The organism is Bradyrhizobium sp. AZCC 2176, from assembly GCF_036924645.1.
GTDB lineage: Bacteria > Pseudomonadota > Alphaproteobacteria > Rhizobiales > Xanthobacteraceae > Bradyrhizobium.
Genome location: NZ_JAZHRX010000001.1, coordinates 1428528 through 1446842, shown reverse-complemented (window position 1 = coordinate 1446842; position 18315 = coordinate 1428528). Strand labels below are relative to the sequence as shown.

Sequence of the window (18315 nt, the reverse complement as noted above, 5' to 3'; positions counted from 1 at the left end):
ATTGCGACACGGCCCCGGATTTCGCTGCGCTCCATCCGGGGCTACGATTGCGTCCAAATCCTGTGCTTGCTGACGACGGCAGAACAAGATCCCGCATGACCGCAACCCTGTCGAAAGCCGACCTCCGCACCGCCGCGCTGGCCAGGCGCGACGCGTTGAGCGACGAACAGCGCGCCGCCGCGGCGCAGGCCATGGCACAGCGCGGCCTGCCGTTTTCGATTCCGCCGGGCATGGTGGTGTCAGGCTATTCGCCGATCCGCAGCGAGATCGATCCGGCGCCGTTGATGCGCAAGCTCGCCGAGCAGGGTGCGAAGCTGGCACTGCCGGCGGTTCTGTCGCGCGGAAAATCGCTGGCGTTCCGCGCCTGGTCGCCCGACGACCGGCTGATGATGGGGCCGCTAGGTATCCTCGAGCCGTCGCCGGCGGCGGAAGAACTCATTCCCGATGTCATGTTGATCCCGCTGGCGGCGTTCGACCGCGAGGGCCACCGCATCGGTTATGGCGCCGGCCATTACGACTTCACGCTCGCCCATTTGCGTAAAGTGAAGGCCATCACGGCCGTCGGCAGCGCCTTCTCGCTGCAGGAAATAAAAGCCGTTCCCGCGCTGCCGCACGACGTGGCGCTGGATTATGTGCTAACGGAAAAGAAAGTGTTCGATTTCCGGAGCTGAACTTTGCGTATTCTTTTCGTGGGCGACGTGGTCGGCCGGGCAGGCCGCACCGCGATCGCGGAATATCTGCCCGGCATGGTCCGTGACTGGGCTCTCGATCTCGTCGTCGTCAATGGCGAGAATTCCGCCGGCGGTTTTGGCATCACCGAGGTGATCTATCAGGAATTCCTCGATGCGGGTGCAGATGCCATCACGCTCGGCAATCACGCCTGGGACCAGCGCGAGGCGCTGGTGTTCATCGAGCGCGCGCCGAAGCTGGTCCGCCCCGCCAATTTTCCGAAGGGTACGCCGGGCCGAGGCGCTGCGCTGGTCGATACCAAGAACGGCAAGCGCGCGCTTGTCGTCAACGCCATCGGCCGCGTCTTCATGACGCCGTTCGACGACCCCTTCGCCGTGCTCAACCGCGAACTCGATGCCTGTCCGCTGCGCGAGGCGGCGGATGCGATCGTGGTCGATTTCCACGGCGAGGCGTCGAGCGAGAAACAAGGCATCGGCTTCTTCTGCGACGGCCGCGCCAGCCTCGTCGTCGGGACCCACACCCATGTGCCGACCGCCGATCATCAGATCCTCATCGGCGGCACCGCCTACATGACCGATGCCGGCATGACCGGCGACTATGATTCCATCATCGGCATGCAAAAGGAAGAGCCGCTGCGCCGCTTCACGACCGGCATTCCGTCGGGCCGCTTCGAACCGGCGGCTGGCATTGCGACGCTCAGCGGCGTTGCGGTCGAGACCGATGACGCCACCGGTCTCGCGCTGCGCGTCGCGCCGGTACGGATTGGTGGAAGGCTGGAGCCGGCCGTACCGAGGTTTTGGGTCTGAGAAGGTCTCTCAATTAAACTGAACCACCTTGTCCAGCGTAATCGGCAGGTCGCGCACGCGCTTTCCCGTCGCGTGATAGACCGCGTTGGCGATCGCCGCCGCTACACCGACAATGCCGATTTCGCCGAGGCCCTTGATGCCGAGCGGGTTGACGATCTCGTCCGGCTCCTCGACGAAGATGACGTTGATGTCGTGTATGTCGGCATTCACGGGCACGTGGTATTCGGCAATATTGGCGTTCATGACGCGCCCGAAGCGATGGTCGAACAGCGTTTCCTCGTGCAGCGCCATGCCGATGCCCCAGACCACGCCGCCCATGACCTGGCTGTGGGCGGTCTTGAGGTTGAGGATGCGGCCGGCAGCCACCGCATTGACCACGCGGGTCACGCGGATAACGCCGAGTTCTTCGTCCACCTTGACCTCCGCGAAGATCGCGGAGTGGACGTTGCGCGCGTGAGACTTGTCTTCGGCCACCTTGTTGGTTTCCTCGCGCGTGATGCGATCGGCATTGTCGGACTGCATGGCGCTTGCGATCGAGACCGCGCGGCTCGCATCACGCTTGCTGACGATCTTGCCGTCCACCAGCGCGACGTCGTCCACGCCGGCGCCCGCCAGCGGCGAATCCTTCATCGCCTTGGCAAACTTCAGCAGGTCGCCGCGAATCGCATGCGCGGTATTTGCGATGGCATTGCACACCGAGGACGCGATCCATGAACCGCCCTCCAGCGGACATTGCGGCAGCGTCGAATCACCGAGTTTGACGCTGATATTGTCGATCGGCAGGCCGAGCATGTCGGCCGCGACCTGCGCCATGATCGTGTAAGTCCCGGTGCCGATATCGGATGCCGCGGTCGCCACTTCCGCGTGCCCGTTGGCTGTCAACACGATGCGGACCGTGGCCGGCATCTGCAGCGCTTCCCATACGCCTGACGCCATGCCCCAACCGACCAGTTCGCTGCCGTCCCGCATTGAGCGCGGTTCAGCTTTGCGCTGGTCCCAGCCGAATGCCGCCGCGCCCTGCAGGTAGCATTCGCGCAATTGCTTGCTGGTATAGGGAATATCCCCGCCCTGGTCACGGTCGGAATAACATTGCAGCCGCAACTGCACCGGATCGGTCTTGAGCGCGACGGCGAGTTCATCCATGGCGCATTCCAGCGCATAGACGCCGGTCGCAGCCCCAGGCGCCCGCATGTCGCAGGAAGTCGGCACGTCGAGCTTGATAAGCTTGTGCTCGAACTTCGCATTGGGACTTTTGTAAAGCAGATTGCCCCAGCCGGTATCGTTGCGCGCGAATTCCTCGAACTGCGAGGTCACGGCGATGGCCTCATGGCTCATCGCGTCGAGCGTGCCGCCGCCATTGGCGCCGAGCGCAAGGCGTTCGATGGTCGCCGGCCGGTGGCCGAGCGCATACATCTGCGCGCGGGTCAGCATGACGCGCACCGGGCGCTTGAGCGCGCGCGCCCCCAATACCGCCAGCACGACCTGATATTGTGGGCGCAGGCCGGCGCCGAAGCCGCCGCCCATATAGGGCGACATGACGCGAACCTCGTCAGGCTTCATCTTGAACACGCCGCAGAGATATTGCTGCACGTTCTGCACGCCCTGCGTCTTGTCGTACACTGTGAGCTGGCCATCGTCCCACATCGCGGTCGAGGCGAACAATTCCATGGGATTGTGGTGCTCGGTCGGAATGAAATATTCGGCCACGTGGCGCACGGCGGCGGACGCAAATGCTTTTTCGGCATCGCCGCGCGGCTTCTCCGGCTTGTCGATGGCAAAGGCATTGCCGCGGTCCGCATGCAAATCGGTCACGTGGGACTCTTTGCGGTATTCGACCCGCACCAGCGAAGCGGCGACACGCGCGGTTTCCCAATCCTCGGCCAGCACCAGCGCGAGCGGCTGTCCGCTGAAATGGATCCTGTCGTCATAGAGGGGACGATAGGGCGAACCTTTTTCCGGCGCCACTTCGTCCTTGTAGGCGTCGTCCCTGTCGGCCATCGGCGGACGGTTCTGGTGGGTGAGCACGTCGATCACGCCGTCAACGCCCAGCGCCGCGCTGGTGTCGATGCGCAGGATCCGCCCCTTCGCAATGGTCGACTCGACGACATAGCCATGGACGAGGCCAGGGACGTTGAACTCACCGGCATATCTGGCTTCGCCGGTGACTTTGGCCCTGCCGTCGACACGGGATGTCGCTGATCCGATATAGGATGCCATGGCGCTCACCGTATTTTCTTGTCGGATAACGACTGCGGCGTGCCGCGCGCGGCCTGACCGAGCGTCCGCATGATGGCGCGCCGCGCAAGGCCAATCTTGAAGTTGTTGTGTCCGTAGCCTTTGGCGCCGTGCAGCAGCCAATCCGCGGCTTGGGCAAATGCGGCCGCGCCGGCGCGTTGTCCGAGCAGGGCCGCTTCGGCGGCGGAACTGCGCCATGGCTTGTGCGCAACGCCGCCGAGCGCCACGCGGGCCTCCTTGATCGTGTCGCCGTCGAGTTCGAGCGCGGCTGCGACCGATACCAGTGCGAACGCATAGGACAGACGATCGCGGATCTTCAGGTAGGAATAGTTCGCGCTAAAACCCTTTGGCGGAAGCTCGATGGCGGTGATGATCTCATCGGGCTCCAGATTGGTGTCACGCTGCGGCGTGTTGCCGGGCAACCGATGGAAATCTGCAAACGCGATGGTGCGCGCCCCGGCCGGGCCTGCGACATGCACCGTGGCTTCGAGCGCTGCGAGCGCCACGCACATGTCGGAAGGATGGGTAGCGATGCAGGCTTCGCTGGTGCCGAGGATCGCATTGATGCGGTTGACTCCGTCGATCGCCGAGCAGCCGCTGCCCGGCACGCGTTTGTTGCACGGGGTCGCCGCGTCGTAGAAATAGAAGCAGCGCGTCCGCTGCAGCAGGTTGCCGCCGGTCGAGGCCATGTTGCGCAACTGCTGCGACGCGCCTGATAGTATCGCGCGCGCGAGCAGCGGATAACGCTGTTCGATCATCGGATGGTAGGCGAGGTCGGTGTTCGGCACCATTGCCCCGATAAGAAGGCCGCCGGCGGAAGTTTGCTCGATGCTCCTGAGCGGGAGATGCGAGATGTCGATCAGCCGGGTCGGGCCCTCGATGTCGTATTTGATCAGGTCGATCAGATTGGTGCCGCCCGCAATGAATCTCGCGGAAGGATCAGTGGCGATCTGCTTGATGGCATCGCCGACGTCGTTGGCGCGCGCGTATTGAAATGGGGTCATGATCGCTCCATCGCCTGCAGGATCGCCGCCACGATGTTCGGATAGGCGCCGCAACGGCAGATGTTGCCGCTCATCAGTTCGCGAATCTCGTCGGCCGTTTTTGCCCTGCCTTCGGCGATCAGCCCGGCGGCCGAACAGATCTGTCCCGAAGTGCAGTAGCCGCACTGAAACGCATCGTGGTCGATGAAGGCTTGCTGCAGCGGATGTAGCTCACCGTTGCGCGCAAGGCCCTCGATGGTGGTTATTTCGGCGCCTTCCTTCATCACCGCCAGCGTCAGGCAGGAATTGATCCGCCGTCCGTCAACGAGAACGGTGCACGCGCCGCATTGTCCGTGGTCGCAGCCCTTCTTGGTGCCGGTCACGTCGAGATGGTCGCGCAACGCATCCAATAGCGTCGTCCACGGCGCGACCGAGAGTTCCATCTGACTGCCATTGACGGTCAGCCGGATCGGAATCTTCTCCGGCACCGTGGCAGTCCGCGTTACCCGCCTTGCTGTGCCAGAGTGCGCCATGTTGATCTCCACCTGCCTTTGCTGGTGCGCGAGATGATGGGCGCAGGATGATCCAGCCTGCTTGACCTTTCGCGCTGAGGGACCCCGTCAGCCGCGATTTCAAGCCTACCTATAACGTGTTCGAACAAGGAAGGTTCAGAGCGAAAGCGCGATAGGCTCATCCGCTTCACGGCGCACTTTCTGGGCAGCCTTCGGCGTCGTTGCCCGCAACCGATTGCCGATATGTGTCCGCCAGGTGATCGCGGCTACAGCCGGTAGGCGGTGCGGAAGCCGCCCCAGTGGCGGCCTTTGACGCGGATCGGCACGTCGATCTCGCGCATCATCACGGTGTTGCCGTTGCCCATGTCGCGGGCGTAGCTCTGGATCAGATAGGCGCGCTGATTGCGCCCGGCGGCAAGCCCGGCCGGATCGTTGAAGATGCGGCGGTTGCGGCTGTTGGCGGTGTTCCAGGTGACGTCGCCCGGCCGCTGCGGATGCGAATAGATCTTGTTATGAACAGGCAAATAGCCGTTGGTGTCGATCATGGCGCAGAACGCCATCCGCTTGTCCTTGGCGAGGAACGCTTCCTGGAACGGCGGCAAGGCGCGGTCGGCCCAGTCCAGGATTTTGGTGCGGTACTGGACCGGATTGCTGCCCGGTATCTCGACATAATTGGTGTCGAACATGTCCTCGATCGAGATCGCGCCGCTGTCGATGCCGTTCTCGAAAATCTTCTTTAGCGCCGCGCCGGCTTCCATCGCACGGGTGACTGCCTCGGTATTGTCGTCCTGGATCGACCACATCTTGTCTTCGATCTTCTCGGTCAGCGCGGCATTCGCCCGCTCGAACCGGGCCTGCGTGCCGGCCTTCGAGCGCTCGCCGATGCGAATGCGGCAGGTGCCGACGTCCTGCAGCGTCGCATCAAAACTCTGGCCTTGTGCCAGCCTTTCGGCGTCAGCCCCGCTGATCAGGATGCCGTCCATCGCAATCTCGTAGACCGGCGCCGATATCACCCCGCGCGGCGTCGTGATGTCGATCTTGAGGCTGCAGGGCAGCTTTTGTTGCTCGCGCCGCTCGGTGCTCCCGCCTTCTTTTTCTCCTTGCCGCAGCAGCACCGCGCAACGCGCCTTGAGCTTCTGCGCGAACGCGGTGACGGCCCGTCCGGCCTTGGCGACGCTTTCGCCATGGGCCTCGGCTTCCTTGGTCGCATGATCGATTTCGGTGGCGCTGTCGCCGACCGAGGCGATGAATCTGGACGCGGAAGCGGCATTGTCGGCCATCTCGCCGGTGGTCGCGTTCTGTTCGGCAACCGCGCCGTTGACGTTGTCAAACACCGGGCGGATCGCCTCGATCGCCTGCGTGATGCGGTGAACGGCGTCGACCGAGCCCGCGGCGTCACGCTGCAGCGCCTCGATCTTCCTGGTGATCTCTTCAGTCGCGTTCTGGGTCTGCACCGCGAGCGCCTTCACCTCGGTGGCGACCACGGCAAAGCCGCGCCCGGCCTCGCCGGCGCGCGCGGCCTCGATGGTGGAGTTGAGCGCCAGCAGCGTGGTCTGCCGCGCAATCTGCGCGATCAGGTTGACGACGTTGCCGATCGCCGCCGATGATTCCCGCAGGCGGTCGACATTGGTGCTGGCTTCGCGGGCGGCGTCGCTGGCCTGATCGGCGAGCTTGCCGGCATCGCGCACCTGGGAACCGATGCCCTGCGCCGACTGGGTGAACTTGTCGGCAGCTAACGAAAAGGTCGTCGCCGTGCCCTGGGCTTCGCTGGTGCGGCCGGTCAGGGCATTGGTGCGCTGGCGGATGGTGGAGAGCGTCGCGGCGGTCGCGTCGGCTCCCCCGGCGACCGAATTGGCCGCACGCTCGAGCTGGCGGATCATCGCGCCAAGCTCGAGTTCGAGCAGTTCAAGGATGGCCTTGGCCGAATCGTCCTCGGTGCTAGCGGCCATGGGGGTAGCGGCCGGAACCTTGGGTTCCGCGACCGCTGCAGCCGGCTCCGCCACGCGCTTTGCAAACAAACCGAACGCCATGGGGTCTCTTAAAAGTTGAGGACGGGTGCGAAATCCTCTCATCCGAGCATGAAGTCGTGGTTAACAACTGCCTCATATTCCGGCATGCGGCAGTATTCGCGTACCTGAAGGGCCTGCAAATCTTTGATTTCAGCCGATTGCCGGCCTATAAGGCCGCGCTTTCATCCCATTCCCCGCGGACGAATCCCAAGAGACCTCGCATGGCCGGCCATTCCCAATTCAAGAACATCATGCACCGCAAGGGCAAGCAGGATGCCCAGAAGTCCAAGCTGTTCGGCAAGCTGGCGCGTGAAATCACGGTCGCGGCCAAGCTCGGAACCCCGGACCCGGCCATGAATCCGCGGTTGCGCGCGGCCGTGATCGCGGCGCGCCAGGAGAACATGCCGAAGGACAATATCGAGCGCGCCATCAAGAAGGCGACCGGCGGTGAAAGTGAGAGCTATGACGAAATCCGCTACGAGGGCTACGGCCCCGGCGGCGTCGCCGTGATCGTCGAGGCGCTGACCGACAACCGCAACCGCGCCGCCTCCGACATCCGTTCCTTCTTCGCCAAGTCCGGCGGCAATCTCGGCGAAACCGGCTCGGTCGCTTTCATGTTCGACCGCACCGGCATCATCGAATATGACGCCGGCAAAGCCTCCGACGACGCCATGCTGGAAGCCGCGATCGAAGCCGGCGCCGACGACGTCGTGTCCAGCGAGACCGGCCACGAGATCTACGCATCGCAGGAAACCTTTCGCGAGGTCGCGAAAGCGCTGGAATCGAAGTTCGGCGAAGCCCGCAAGGCGGCGCTGACCTGGAAGCCGCAGAACACCATCGCGGTCGATGACGAGACCGGCGAGAAGCTGCTGAAGCTGATGGACCTCCTCAACGAGCACGACGACGTCCAGAACGTCTACGCCAATTTCGAGATTTCCGACGCGCTGATGGCGAAGATGGGCGGGTAATTCGTCGTCCCTGCTTTCCGCAGGGACGACGACAAGCCAGCGGGATGCGCCGCCGGCTGCGGATACGACCACCTCGGCAGGGGATTTCCGTTCTCTTTATGTTTCGTTCATCCGGCTCTGGCGTTATCACTACGGCATGACATCCCCACCGATTCGCCAACCCGTCCGGATCATCGGCATCGACCCCGGCCTGCGCCGCACCGGCTGGGGCGTGATCGAGACCGAGGGCAACCGGCTCGTCTTCATCGGCTGCGGCTCGGTGGAACCGCCGGACGGTCTGCCGCTGGCCAACCGCCTCCTGGCGATCCATGAAGGACTCGCCGCAGTCCTCGGCGGTTTCAGGCCGGTGGAGGCCGCGGTCGAACAGACCTTTGTGAACAAGGACGGCGTCGCCACGCTGAAGCTCGGCCAGGCCCGCGGCGTCGCCATGCTCGCGCCGGCGATGTTCGGCATTTCGGTTGCGGAATACGCGCCCAACCAGGTCAAGAAGACGGTGGTCGGCGCCGGCCACGCCGACAAGAACCAGATCGCGGTGATGCTGAAAATATTGCTGCCGAAAGCCGAGCCGAAATCCGCCGACGCTGCCGACGCGCTGGCGATTGCGATTACCCACGCCCATCACCGCCAGGGCGCAGCGCTGCGGCTGAAAGTGGCGAGCCTATGATCGGCAAGCTCAAAGGTCTGATCGATTCCTACGGCGAGGACTACGTGATCCTCGACGTCGGCGGCGTCGGCTATCAGGTGCATTGCTCCTCGCGTACGCTGCAGGCGCTGCCGTCGCGGGGCGAGGCCGCCGTGCTCTCGATCGAGACTTACGTGCGCGAGGATCAAATAAAGCTGTTCGGCTTCCGCACCGATACCGAGCGCGAATGGTTTCGCCTGCTGCAGACCGTGCAGGGCGTCGGCGCCAAGGTCGCGCTCGCCGTGCTCTCGACGCTGCCGCCCGCCGAACTCGCCAATGCGATTGCGCTGCGCGACAAGTCGGCGGTATCGCGCACGCCCGGCGTCGGCCCGAAAGTCGCCGAACGCATCGTCTCTGAATTGAAAGACAAGGCGCCGGCGTTCGCCAACGTCGATCCGGCGGTGGTGCATCTTGCCGGGGCAGTGGACGATCACCGCGCGCCGCGCCCGGTTACCGATGCGATCTCCGCGCTGGTCAATCTCGGTTACGGCCAGCCGCAGGCCGCTGCCGCCATCGCCGCCGCCTCGCGCAGCGCGGGTGAGAATGCGGAGACGGCGCAGCTTATTCGGTTAGGGCTGAAGGAACTCGCGAAGTGAGCGGAACGGCGTTCTTTCTCGGCAAAGATGGCTCGCTGTCAGCGCTTTGGCGCTTTATTTTTATTGTTGCGATCTTCGTGCTCATTTGGCCGCCGATTTGTGGCATCGTAGTGTGGTGGGTCAAGTTTGACAGCGGACCGGCGATGCTTGGCTGGCTCGCCGCGGCGGTGATTTACGCTTATTTGTTGTGCGTGCCGTCAGCACTGCTGGCGGGAATTATGCATGCAGTCGCAGCCCTGAGCTTTCGTCACTATTCAATATTGGTGCCAATAGCGGCAGCTGCGCTTGCTGCAGTCCTGATCGAAATGGTCATTGTGAATCCTTTCTACTTGCGGGAGCTCGCAGATAAGACCATGAGCAGTCTTGAACTCCTGCTTTTCGCGTCGCTGATTGCATCGATCATTTGCTGGCGTTTAACGCGGCAGCTCGCGAGGACGTCATGAACCCGCCCTCCCGCATCGTTGGCCCCGAGCGCCGTTTCGACGATGTCGGCGACACAGCGCTGAGCCGGCGAGAATACCGAGACCGCGCAACTGATCCGGCTAGGCCTGAAGGAGTTGTCGAAATAGACTGGTATCGGCCGGCCACCGACTGACCAAGGAACGCATTCTCCACCATGCTGAGCAACAAGGACGAAGAGCTGATCGCCGTCGCCACCGAAGCCATCAGCCAGCGCTATCGCGACGACTGGCAGGAGGTCGGCGCCGCCATGCGCACCCGCGACGGTCGTATCGTCACCGGGGTGAATATCGACGCCTATATCGGCCGGATCGCGGTCTGCGCCGAAGCGATCGCCATCGGCCGCGCCATCACCGAAAACGGCGACCACGGCATCGAAACCATCGTCGCCGTGCGTCACCCCAAGCCCGGTGAGCCCGGCAAGATCGCGGTGGTCTCGCCCTGCGGCATCTGTCGCGAACTGATCCACGACTACGACGCCAACGCGCGGGTCATCGTCCCCGACAGCGGCCGTGGGCCGAAAGTCGTGACCATCGGCGAACTGCTGCCCAACAAGTACAAGCGGGGCAGCGAGTGAACACGCCCTCCCGCATCGTCACGCCCGAGCGCCGCTCCGACGATGTCGGCGACACCGCGCTGCGTCCGCAATTGCTGTCCGAGTTCGTCGGGCAGGCGCAGGCGCGCAAGAATCTCTCGATCTTCATCGAGGCCGCGCGCAAGCGGGGCGAGGCGCTGGATCACGTGCTGTTCGTCGGTCCCCCCGGTCTTGGCAAGACCACGCTGGCGCAGATCGTCGCGCGCGAACTCGGCGTCGGCTTTCGCGCCACCTCAGGCCCCGTCATCGCGAAAGCCGGCGATCTCGCCGCGCTGCTCACCAATCTCGAAGAGCGCGATGTCCTGTTCATCGACGAAATCCATCGTCTCAGCCCGGCGGTGGAGGAAGTGCTCTATCCCGCGATGGAGGATTTTCAGCTCGACCTGATCATCGGCGAGGGCCCTGCGGCGCGCTCGGTCAAGATCGACCTCGCAAAGTTCACGCTCGTCGGCGCCACCACGCGCGCGGGCCTCCTGACCAATCCGCTGCGCGATCGTTTTGGCATTCCGGTGCGGCTGAATTTCTACACCGAGGAAGAGCTGGAGAGGATCGTCACCCGTGGCGCCCGCGTGCTCAATATCGGCATGACGCCCGATGGCGCCAACGAGATCGCGCGCCGCGCTCGCGGCACGCCGCGTATCGCCGGCCGCCTGTTGCGCCGCGTGCGGGATTTTGCTTCGGCGGCGGATGCAAGCTCCGTCGACCGCGCCATCGCCGACCACGCGCTGAGCGCGCTGGAGGTCGATGCCGCCGGCCTGGACGCCATGGACCGGCGCTATCTCACGACCATCGCGCTGAACTACGGCGGCGGCCCGGTCGGCGTCGAGACCATGGCGGCGGCGCTGTCGGAGCCGCGCGACGCCATCGAGGACATCATCGAGCCGTTCCTGATCCAGTGCGGCTATTTGCAGCGCACCCCACGGGGCAGGCTCCTGACCTCGCACGCCTTTCGCCATCTCGGCCTCGCCGAACCGGCGCGCGATCCCGCGCAGTTCGGATTGTTCGGCAACGGCGACAGCGACGATTGATCGCTTCGAACCCGATCATTGCGGCGATGCACTAAGGGCAAAATGCCTGCCGCGCGTGAGCGTCGGGGCCTGCTTGCCGCGGCGTAATCGAACATGGGCTCGACGGGCAGAACCGCTGGTAAGAAGCTGCTGGAGGTATGCTGACGTTCTGCACAAACGCACCGCAATTCAGGCTCAATCCGCCACCATGTTTGCGATGCATCACGATTGGAACAGATGTTAACACGCCGTCATTTTCTGAAAAGCATGGGTGGTCTGGGCGCGCTGGGCGTCTCGACCACCGCTTACGGGTTCGGTGCGCCGGTCGTCCGGCTTCGCGTCGTGCGGTACAACCTTTCTCCGCCGCAATGGCCGACAGGTCTCAAGCTCAGGATCGCGGCCATCGCCGACCTCCACGCCTGCGATCCCTGGATGTCGCTCGATCATATCCAGGAGATTGTCGAACGCACCAATGCGCTCAAGCCCGACATCGTCGTCATGCTCGGAGACTACGTGGCCGGTCATCGCAAGGTGACCCGCTTCATTCCCGATGCCGATTGGGCGCAGGTGCTCGCCGGCCTGAAGGCGCCGCTCGGCGTGCACGCGGTGCTCGGCAATCACGACTGGTGGGAAGACAAGACCGTGCAGCGCGAAGGGCTGGGATTGCCGAGCGCAGGCCGCGCACTGGAGGCTGTCGGCATCCCGGTTTACGAAAACGACGCGAAGAAGCTCCATAAGGACGGCCATTCGTTCTGGCTGGCCGGTCTCGGCGACCAGCTCGCCTATATGCCGGCGCGCCGTTTCAGGCCGCTCAGGCGGATCGGCGTCGACGATCTCGGCGCGACGCTGGCGAAGATCACCGACGATGCCCCCGTCGTTCTGATGGCGCATGAACCCGACATAGCGAGGCGCGTACCCTCGCGCGTCGCGCTGCAGCTCTCCGGGCATACCCATGGCGGCCAGGTGCGGATGCTGGGCTGGTCGCCGATCTCGCCGTCCGGGCAGCAGCTCGCCTATGGCCATATCAAAATGAACTGCGACGTCGTGGTCTCCGGCGGCCTGGGCTGCAGCATCATGCCGTTCCGGCTTGGGGTGCCACCGGAAATCGTACTGGTGACGCTGGGGGCAAACCGGCCGGCAATGGCGTAGCCGTCCGCATGATGTCGAGCTATATTCCTCGACGACCGCGGTGGCCGAGATGAGAATCACAGTTTCAATCGACGATCAATTGTTTGCAAATGCGCAGCGTTTCGCCGGCGTTACGGACGAATCCGCTGTCGTGCGGGCGGCATTGACGGCCTTCGTTGAGCGCGAAGCCGGTCGTAGACTTGCGGAAATGGGAGGCACGGATCCAGGCGCACAAGCCCCGCCGCGCCGCCGTTTCTAGTCGCTCACAAGGATTGACAGTTCGAATGACCTTCTCCCTCGACGGCGAGATCCGCGACGGTCGCCATCACATGCAGGTCCGCGTTTATTACGAGGACACCGATTTTTCCGGCATCGTCTATCACGCCAACTACCTGCGCTTCATGGAGCGTGGGCGCACCAATCATTTGCGGCTGATGGGCGCATCGCAGCAGGCACTGTTCGAACAGGCGCAGGAGGAGACGCCGGGCTTTGCCTTCGTGGTGCGCTCGATGCAGCTCGATTTTTTTCGGCCGGCGCGGATGGACGACGTGCTCGACGTGGTGACGTGGCCGGTCGCGGTGAAGGGCGCTTCCATCACGCTGGCGCAGGAGGTGCGGCGCGCCGACGAGGTGCTGGTCAAGGCCGAGGTCCGCGTCGCCTTTATCAGCGAGGGGCGGGCGAAGCCGATCCCGAAATCGCTGCGGCTGTTGATGAAGGCCGATCTGGCCCCCGACTAAATCTTGCGGATTGACTCTCTGTACCGATCGGTACAATCTTCGGAGATCGCCCATCCGGAGAAATCTCATGTCGCGTCCGCCGCTGCCGCCCTTCACCCGCGAAACCGCCGCCCAGAAGGCGCGCATGGCGGAAGACGCCTGGAACTCGCGCGATCCGGTGCGGGTGTCGCTCGCCTATACCGAGGACAGCCGCTGGCGCAATCGCTCCGAATTCTTCCAAGGACGCGATGCGATCGTAGCCTTCCTCACCCGCAAATGGGCTAGCGAGTACGACTATCGCCTGATCAAGGATCTCTGGGCGTTCGATCAAAACCGCATCGCCGTGCGCTTCCAGTATGAATGGCACGACGATGCCGGGCAGTGGCATCGCTCCTACGGCAACGAGCAATGGGAGTTCGACGAGCATGGCCTGATGCGGCGGCGCGAGGCCAGCATCAACGATATCGCCATCAAGGAGAGCGAACGGCGCTTTCACTGGCCGGCCCCGGGACCGCGCCCGGCCGATGTTGCGGGCTTAAGCGAGAACCCGCTGTGACGCGATGTTGAAGAAAGGTGTCGAGCGCAAGGACGTGTTGCGGGCGCTCGGCGAGGTGTTTCGCGCGCATGGCTATGAGGGGGCCTCGCTGACGCTGATCACGGAGGCCACCGGGCTCGGCAAGGGTAGCCTCTATCATTTGTTCCCCGGCGGGAAAGAACAGATGGCCGCCGAGGTGCTGGCGGATATCGACGGCTGGTTCGAACTCAATATCTATGCGCCGTTGCGCGAGGCTACCGATCCCGCGCGCGCGATCGCTGCGATGATCGCGGGCATCGACCAGTATTTTCATTCCGGCGATCGCGTCTGCCTGGTCGGTCTGGTCGCGCTCGGGGCGGCGCGCGACACGTTTGCCGCCAGCGTCGATAATTATTTTGCGCGCTGGCAGGTTGCGCTGGCGCAGCTTTTGCGGCGATCCGGATTGAGCAAGGGCCAGGCGCAGCGGCGTGCCGAGGACGCGCTACTGACCATTCAGGGCGCGCTGGTGCTGGCGCGGGCGCGCAACGATGCCGGAATCTTTCGCCGCGCGCTGAACGATCTGACGGCGCGATTGCTGGCGCCGTCAGAGTGAGGTTGCTGTTAGAACGACGTCGTCCCTGCGAAAGCATGCGAAAGCAGGGACCCATAACCACCGGCCGTTGTTGCTACGGAAGGTGTCCGCCATTTTGCCAAATAGAGAAATCACGCGGTATGGGTCCCCGCGTTCGCGGGGACGACGTGCTGAGAGATAACGCCTTACGCCGCCGCCTTGTGGCGGGCGAGTTCGGCCTTGTACAGCTCGAACTCCTCGGCGACCGCCTTCGCGATGCTGGGGCGGGCGCGCAGGCGCTCATAATAGGCCTTCACGTTGGGCCATTTCGCCAGTTCGACCGGCGGCGTCGCCATCGTCCAGTTGACGATGGTGACGAGATAGGCATCGGCCACGCTGAAGTGATCGAGCAGGAATTCACGGCCCTTCAGGTAGTTTTCGAGATAGTCGAGCCGCGACAGGTTCTTGGTTAGTGCATAGGTCTTCGCGTCCTGCGGCGCCGTCTTGTCGAGCAGCGGCACGAACAGAGCCTTGTGCAGTTCGGTGCCGATGAAGCAGAGCCATTGATGCAGGCGGCTGCGCTCCTCAGTCGAGTTGGCCGAGATGCCGGCGTTTGGAAAGCGGTCGGCGACATATTGCAGGATCGCCGCGTTCTCGGTCAGCACCGTCCCGTCGTCGGTGCGCAGCGTCGGCACCAGCCCGAGCGGGTTGATGGCGCGGAAATCGGAGCCGTCCTTCTGCACCACCTTGGTCTTGGGATCGACCTCGAGATAGTTGGCGTCCGCGCCGGCTTCGTACAGCGCGATTCTGGTCGCCAGCGAGCAGGCGAGCGGTGAGAAATAGAGATCCATGGGTTGCCTCCTTGGCGGTTGATCAATCAGGCCGGCGCTCAGGCGGGGCGGGATTGATTTTTATACTGTTCCGCATAATATAAACCGGGTCAAGGAATTTCTTGCGAAATGGTACAAAAAAGTAAAAGGCCGCCCGCGGCAAAGATCGACGCCCCCGCGCCGCCCAAGCGTCGCGGCCGGCCGCGCGCCTATCAGCCCGACGTCGCGCTCGGCAAGGCGCTTGATCTGTTTCGCAAGGACGGATTCGCGGCGACGTCGCTGGACGATCTCTCCGTCGCCACCGGCATGAACCGGCCGAGCCTCTATGGCGCGTTCGGCGACAAGCGCGAGCTCTATATCAAGAGCTACCGGCGCTATCGCGAGGACGCGCGCGCCGCGATGGCTGATATTTTCCGCGGCGAACTGCCGATCCGAAAGCGTCTGGAACGCATCTATGCGGTGGCGCTCGACATCTACCTGTCCGGCGAATCCGGCCCGCGCGGGTGCTTCACGGTGATGACGGCGGCCTCCGAGGCGGTCGCCGATCCCGATATCCGCACCATAGTCCTGGAAGGCTTCGCCGAAATGGACAAGGCCTTTGCCGCCTGCTTCCGCCTCGCCAAGGAGAAAGGTGAATTGCCTGAAAGCGCGGATCCCGCCGTGCTGGCGCAGCTCGCCTCCGCCACCATCCACTCCATCGCCATCCGCGCCCGCGCCCAGACGCCGCGCGCGGAACTGGAGGCGATCGTCAATGGCGCGATCGGCGTGATGCTGCGGGCCTAGCTCTCACGTCGTCCCTGCGAACGCAGGGACCCATACCGCGTGATCCATCGGTAGGACGCGGCGGTCGGGACTTCCCACGCGACAAACGCTGGTGGTTATGGGTTCCTGCGTTCGCAGGGACGACGATAGAGCACGTCTATTGCCGATCAGTGCTCGCCTCACGCCGCCCTGATATGGGCGAGGAAGCGGTCGACCTCGCTGCGTAGCTTGCTCGATTGCTGGGCCAGTTCGCCCGCCGATGAGAGCACTTCCTGCGCGGCATCGCCGGTGGCGCCAATGCCTGTCGTCACGCCGGAAATATTGCGCGAAACCTCGCCGGTTCGCGAGGCCGCCTGCTGCACATTGCGCGCGATTTCCTGCGTCGCCGAGTCCTGCTGGCCTACGGCTGCGGCAATCGCCGCGGAAATTTCGTCGACCTCCTGGATCGTCGTGCAGATCGACTGGATGCCCTCGACGGCGGCGGTGGTTTCGCTTTGAACCGCCGCGATCTGGGCGCGGATTTCTTCGGTCGCCTTGGCCGTCTGCGTCGCCAGCGTCTTCACTTCGCTGGCGACGACCGCAAAGCCGCGGCCGGACTCGCCGGCGCGCGCAGCCTCGATGGTCGCATTCAGCGCGAGCAGGTTGGTCTGGCTGGCGATCTGGTTGATCAGCGACACCACCTCGCCGATTTTTTGCGCAGCGGCGGCGAGGCTCTGGACGCGGCTGTTCGACTGCTGGCCGTCGTTCGCGGCCTTGCCGACGACAGTGGAGGCATGCGTCAGCCGCCGGCCGATTTCGCCCATCGACGACGACAATTCTTCGGCCGCCGCAGCAACGGTCTGGACGTTGTCGGAAGCCTGTGCGGATGCGGTGGAAACCGTGAGCGTCTGCTGCCGCGATTGCTCGACGATGGAGGACATCGACTGCGCCGTCGCCTGCATCTCGGTTGCGGCCGCGGACACGCGCTCGACCACGCCGCGGACGCTGGCCTCGAAACTGTCGGCCAGTGCCGCGAAGGCGCGGCGTTTTTCCTGCTCGGATTGGGCCTTGGCTTCCGCCTGATCCGCCTGCATCCGTTGCATGCGGACGGCATTGTCCTTGAACACCGCCACGGCCCGCGCCATTTCGCCGACTTCGTCCTGGCGCTGATGGACCGGCAATTCGAATTCCAGCTTGCCATGCGCGAGATCGCGCATCGCCGCCGTGATCGCCAGAATGGGGCGGGAGATGCCGCGGGCGATCAGCAATCCGGCGGCCGCCGCGATGGCGATGCCGAGCAGCGCCATGCCGATGGCGAGCTGGCGCGCGCGATCGAGCGAGGTCACATACTCGCTGTTGTCCATCACGATTTCGACGGCGCCGATCGAGTTGCCGGAAAAATCCTTGATCGGACCGAGCAACGCTGCAACCGGCATGGTGCCGAGCTTGCCCTGATGGATAATGAAGCCGCCGTCGCGGGCGCCGCCATAGTCGGCCGGATAGAAGAAGCTCCGGCCGTCCAGTGTGCCGCCGAACAGCTTGAAGTCGCTGCCCGCCGAAAGATGAAACGCGACGTCGACGCCGCGGGTGCGCTTGAACTCGTCGAAAAACGGCTGGCCGAAGGTCAGGCCGAACTCCACGGAGCCGAGATGCTTGCCGGCCAGCGCGACCGGAACGACGCCGCGGATGCCGAGCCCGGCGACGCCGCCTTCGAGACCAACGATCGGCTTGCGCGTCTGATTGGCCGCGACCACCGTCTTGCGGAATCCGGAGAGGTCGTCGCCGAATTTCTTCGGCTGATGGATGCGTAGATATGATATTGCCGGCGGCGTGTGAAACTGGAACTGGTCGACGCCATAGTCGGATTTCAGCGCCGCGAACCCGGCGCCGAACAAGGCCAACAAGGCATCGCGATCGTCGCGCGCCATCGCTTCCTGAACTGCGGGGATGGTCGCGACGACGGCGCTCATCGCGGCGGCCCGGCGGGCCTCCTGGCCGAGCCTCGATTGCAGCGCGTCGTAGTGGCTGCGCAATTCGCGCTCATCGGCGCGATCGACGATGCCTGAGATGATCCACATCGCACCCAGCAGGACGAAGACCGCCGTTGCCGCCGAGGCGAGCGCGAGCGCCGCGGTGATCCGGGTTCTGAGCCCCAGATTGAAGTGTCGGGAGAAACCGTTTCGTGCTGTGCTGGCCATCCAGCATGGATAACGAAACGTTGCTAATTTTGGGTGAATGGCGCCGGCCGTGCAACCTTGCGAGGCTGTCGCGAA

Annotated in this window: 19 protein-coding genes and 1 pseudogene; 14 read left to right on the top strand and 6 right to left on the bottom strand. The window is 64.1% G+C overall.

Annotation, left to right across the window (positions count from 1 at the left end):
• Positions 1-95 precede the first annotated feature (95 nt).
• Both V1288_RS06535 and V1288_RS06530 read left to right on the top strand, forming a co-directional pair.
• Positions 96-694, top strand: a pseudogene (locus tag V1288_RS06535) (5-formyltetrahydrofolate cyclo-ligase); the annotation flags it as partial.
• The gene (locus tag V1288_RS06530; RefSeq protein WP_334356288.1) at positions 675-1496 is read left to right on the top strand and encodes a TIGR00282 family metallophosphoesterase; all 822 of its coding nucleotides are present in this window, start codon (positions 675-677) and stop codon (positions 1494-1496) included. The pseudogene V1288_RS06535 and the gene V1288_RS06530, both read left to right, overlap by 20 nt.
• Before the next feature lie 9 nt (positions 1497-1505).
• Here the strand turns inward: V1288_RS06530 and V1288_RS06525 are convergent, their stop codons facing one another.
• The 4 genes from V1288_RS06525 to V1288_RS06510 all read right to left on the bottom strand — a co-directional run bounded on the left by V1288_RS06525 (position 1506) and on the right by V1288_RS06510 (position 7256).
• Positions 1506-3713: a xanthine dehydrogenase family protein molybdopterin-binding subunit gene (locus V1288_RS06525; RefSeq protein ID WP_334356287.1), complete on the bottom strand. Its 2208-nt coding sequence runs from the start codon at positions 3711-3713 to the stop codon at positions 1506-1508.
• Between the two features lie 5 nt (positions 3714-3718).
• Positions 3719-4735, bottom strand: coding sequence for an FAD binding domain-containing protein (locus V1288_RS06520; RefSeq protein ID WP_334356286.1), 1017 nt, complete (start codon positions 4733-4735; stop codon positions 3719-3721).
• Positions 4732-5247: a (2Fe-2S)-binding protein gene (locus V1288_RS06515; RefSeq protein WP_334356285.1), complete on the bottom strand. Its 516-nt coding sequence runs from the start codon at positions 5245-5247 to the stop codon at positions 4732-4734. The genes V1288_RS06520 and V1288_RS06515 overlap by 4 nt, the downstream gene beginning before the upstream one ends.
• Positions 5248-5492: 245 nt before the next feature.
• Complete coding sequence (locus V1288_RS06510; protein ID WP_334356284.1) at positions 5493-7256, bottom strand: methyl-accepting chemotaxis protein; 1764 nt, start codon at positions 7254-7256, stop codon at positions 5493-5495.
• Between the two features lie 200 nt (positions 7257-7456).
• Here V1288_RS06510 and V1288_RS06505 point away from each other — a divergent pair, with 200 nt between their 5' ends.
• From V1288_RS06505 to V1288_RS06455, 11 genes are all read left to right on the top strand, one after another.
• On the top strand, positions 7457-8203 hold the full coding sequence (locus tag V1288_RS06505; protein WP_334356283.1) for a YebC/PmpR family DNA-binding transcriptional regulator: 747 nt from the start codon (positions 7457-7459) through the stop codon (positions 8201-8203).
• Between the two features lie 136 nt (positions 8204-8339).
• Positions 8340-8867, top strand: a complete 528-nt coding sequence (gene ruvC / locus V1288_RS06500; RefSeq protein ID WP_334356282.1) for a crossover junction endodeoxyribonuclease RuvC — start codon at positions 8340-8342, stop codon at positions 8865-8867.
• On the top strand, positions 8864-9481 hold the full coding sequence (gene ruvA / locus V1288_RS06495) for a Holliday junction branch migration protein RuvA (protein ID WP_334356281.1): 618 nt from the start codon (positions 8864-8866) through the stop codon (positions 9479-9481). The genes ruvC and ruvA overlap by 4 nt, the downstream gene beginning before the upstream one ends.
• Complete coding sequence (locus V1288_RS06490) at positions 9478-9924, top strand: hypothetical protein (RefSeq protein ID WP_334356280.1); 447 nt, start codon at positions 9478-9480, stop codon at positions 9922-9924. The genes ruvA and V1288_RS06490 overlap by 4 nt, the downstream gene beginning before the upstream one ends.
• Positions 9925-10097: 173 nt before the next feature.
• The gene (locus V1288_RS06485; protein ID WP_334356279.1) at positions 10098-10517 is read left to right on the top strand and encodes a cytidine deaminase; all 420 of its coding nucleotides are present in this window, start codon (positions 10098-10100) and stop codon (positions 10515-10517) included.
• Positions 10514-11563, top strand: coding sequence for a Holliday junction branch migration DNA helicase RuvB (ruvB, locus tag V1288_RS06480; RefSeq protein WP_334356278.1), 1050 nt, complete (start codon positions 10514-10516; stop codon positions 11561-11563). Before V1288_RS06485 ends, ruvB begins: the two co-directional genes overlap by 4 nt.
• A 216-nt stretch (positions 11564-11779) precedes the next feature.
• Positions 11780-12691, top strand: a complete 912-nt coding sequence (locus V1288_RS06475; RefSeq protein ID WP_334356277.1) for a metallophosphoesterase — start codon at positions 11780-11782, stop codon at positions 12689-12691.
• 49 nt (positions 12692-12740) lie between these two features.
• Positions 12741-12929, top strand: a complete 189-nt coding sequence (locus tag V1288_RS06470) for a type II toxin-antitoxin system VapB family antitoxin (RefSeq protein WP_334361211.1) — start codon at positions 12741-12743, stop codon at positions 12927-12929.
• A 25-nt stretch (positions 12930-12954) separates the two neighbouring features.
• Complete coding sequence (ybgC, locus tag V1288_RS06465; protein WP_334356276.1) at positions 12955-13407, top strand: tol-pal system-associated acyl-CoA thioesterase; 453 nt, start codon at positions 12955-12957, stop codon at positions 13405-13407.
• A 67-nt stretch (positions 13408-13474) separates the two neighbouring features.
• Complete coding sequence (locus V1288_RS06460) at positions 13475-13942, top strand: nuclear transport factor 2 family protein (RefSeq protein ID WP_334356275.1); 468 nt, start codon at positions 13475-13477, stop codon at positions 13940-13942.
• Positions 13943-13946: 4 nt separating this feature from the next.
• Positions 13947-14513: a TetR/AcrR family transcriptional regulator gene (locus V1288_RS06455; protein ID WP_334356274.1), complete on the top strand. Its 567-nt coding sequence runs from the start codon at positions 13947-13949 to the stop codon at positions 14511-14513.
• 164 nt (positions 14514-14677) lie between these two features.
• Here V1288_RS06455 and V1288_RS06450 read toward each other — a convergent pair whose 3' ends face one another.
• Positions 14678-15322 carry a glutathione binding-like protein gene (locus tag V1288_RS06450; protein ID WP_334356273.1) on the bottom strand — a complete coding sequence of 215 codons (645 nt, stop codon included), beginning with the start codon at positions 15320-15322 and terminating at the stop codon, positions 14678-14680.
• Between the two features lie 108 nt (positions 15323-15430).
• On the opposite strand from V1288_RS06450, the gene V1288_RS06445 reads away from it, so the two are divergent.
• Positions 15431-16084 (top strand): TetR/AcrR family transcriptional regulator, encoded by a 654-nt coding sequence (locus V1288_RS06445; protein ID WP_334356272.1) that lies wholly within the window; start codon positions 15431-15433, stop codon positions 16082-16084.
• A gap of 158 nt (positions 16085-16242) precedes the next feature.
• Here V1288_RS06445 and V1288_RS06440 read toward each other — a convergent pair whose 3' ends face one another.
• Positions 16243-18240, bottom strand: a complete 1998-nt coding sequence (locus V1288_RS06440) for a methyl-accepting chemotaxis protein (protein WP_334356271.1) — start codon at positions 18238-18240, stop codon at positions 16243-16245.
• Positions 18241-18315 lie beyond the last annotated feature (75 nt).

Coding starts and splice junctions, on each gene's coding strand:
- V1288_RS06525 (WP_334356287.1), bottom strand. CDS start 3,713: ATGGCATCCTATATCGGATCAGCGACATCCCGTGTCGACGGCAGGGCC.
- V1288_RS06470 (WP_334361211.1), top strand. CDS start 12,741: ATGAGAATCACAGTTTCAATCGACGATCAATTGTTTGCAAATGCGCAG.
- V1288_RS06505 (WP_334356283.1), top strand. CDS start 7,457: ATGGCCGGCCATTCCCAATTCAAGAACATCATGCACCGCAAGGGCAAG.
- V1288_RS06455 (WP_334356274.1), top strand. CDS start 13,947: ATGTTGAAGAAAGGTGTCGAGCGCAAGGACGTGTTGCGGGCGCTCGGC.
- V1288_RS06445 (WP_334356272.1), top strand. CDS start 15,431: ATGGTACAAAAAAGTAAAAGGCCGCCCGCGGCAAAGATCGACGCCCCC.
- ybgC (WP_334356276.1), top strand. CDS start 12,955: ATGACCTTCTCCCTCGACGGCGAGATCCGCGACGGTCGCCATCACATG.
- V1288_RS06440 (WP_334356271.1), bottom strand. CDS start 18,240: ATGGCCAGCACAGCACGAAACGGTTTCTCCCGACACTTCAATCTGGGG.
- V1288_RS06515 (WP_334356285.1), bottom strand. CDS start 5,247: ATGGCGCACTCTGGCACAGCAAGGCGGGTAACGCGGACTGCCACGGTG.
- V1288_RS06460 (WP_334356275.1), top strand. CDS start 13,475: ATGTCGCGTCCGCCGCTGCCGCCCTTCACCCGCGAAACCGCCGCCCAG.
- V1288_RS06520 (WP_334356286.1), bottom strand. CDS start 4,735: ATGACCCCATTTCAATACGCGCGCGCCAACGACGTCGGCGATGCCATC.
- V1288_RS06485 (WP_334356279.1), top strand. CDS start 10,098: ATGCTGAGCAACAAGGACGAAGAGCTGATCGCCGTCGCCACCGAAGCC.
- ruvA (WP_334356281.1), top strand. CDS start 8,864: ATGATCGGCAAGCTCAAAGGTCTGATCGATTCCTACGGCGAGGACTAC.
- V1288_RS06450 (WP_334356273.1), bottom strand. CDS start 15,322: ATGGATCTCTATTTCTCACCGCTCGCCTGCTCGCTGGCGACCAGAATC.
- V1288_RS06510 (WP_334356284.1), bottom strand. CDS start 7,256: ATGGCGTTCGGTTTGTTTGCAAAGCGCGTGGCGGAGCCGGCTGCAGCG.
- V1288_RS06475 (WP_334356277.1), top strand. CDS start 11,780: ATGTTAACACGCCGTCATTTTCTGAAAAGCATGGGTGGTCTGGGCGCG.
- ruvC (WP_334356282.1), top strand. CDS start 8,340: ATGACATCCCCACCGATTCGCCAACCCGTCCGGATCATCGGCATCGAC.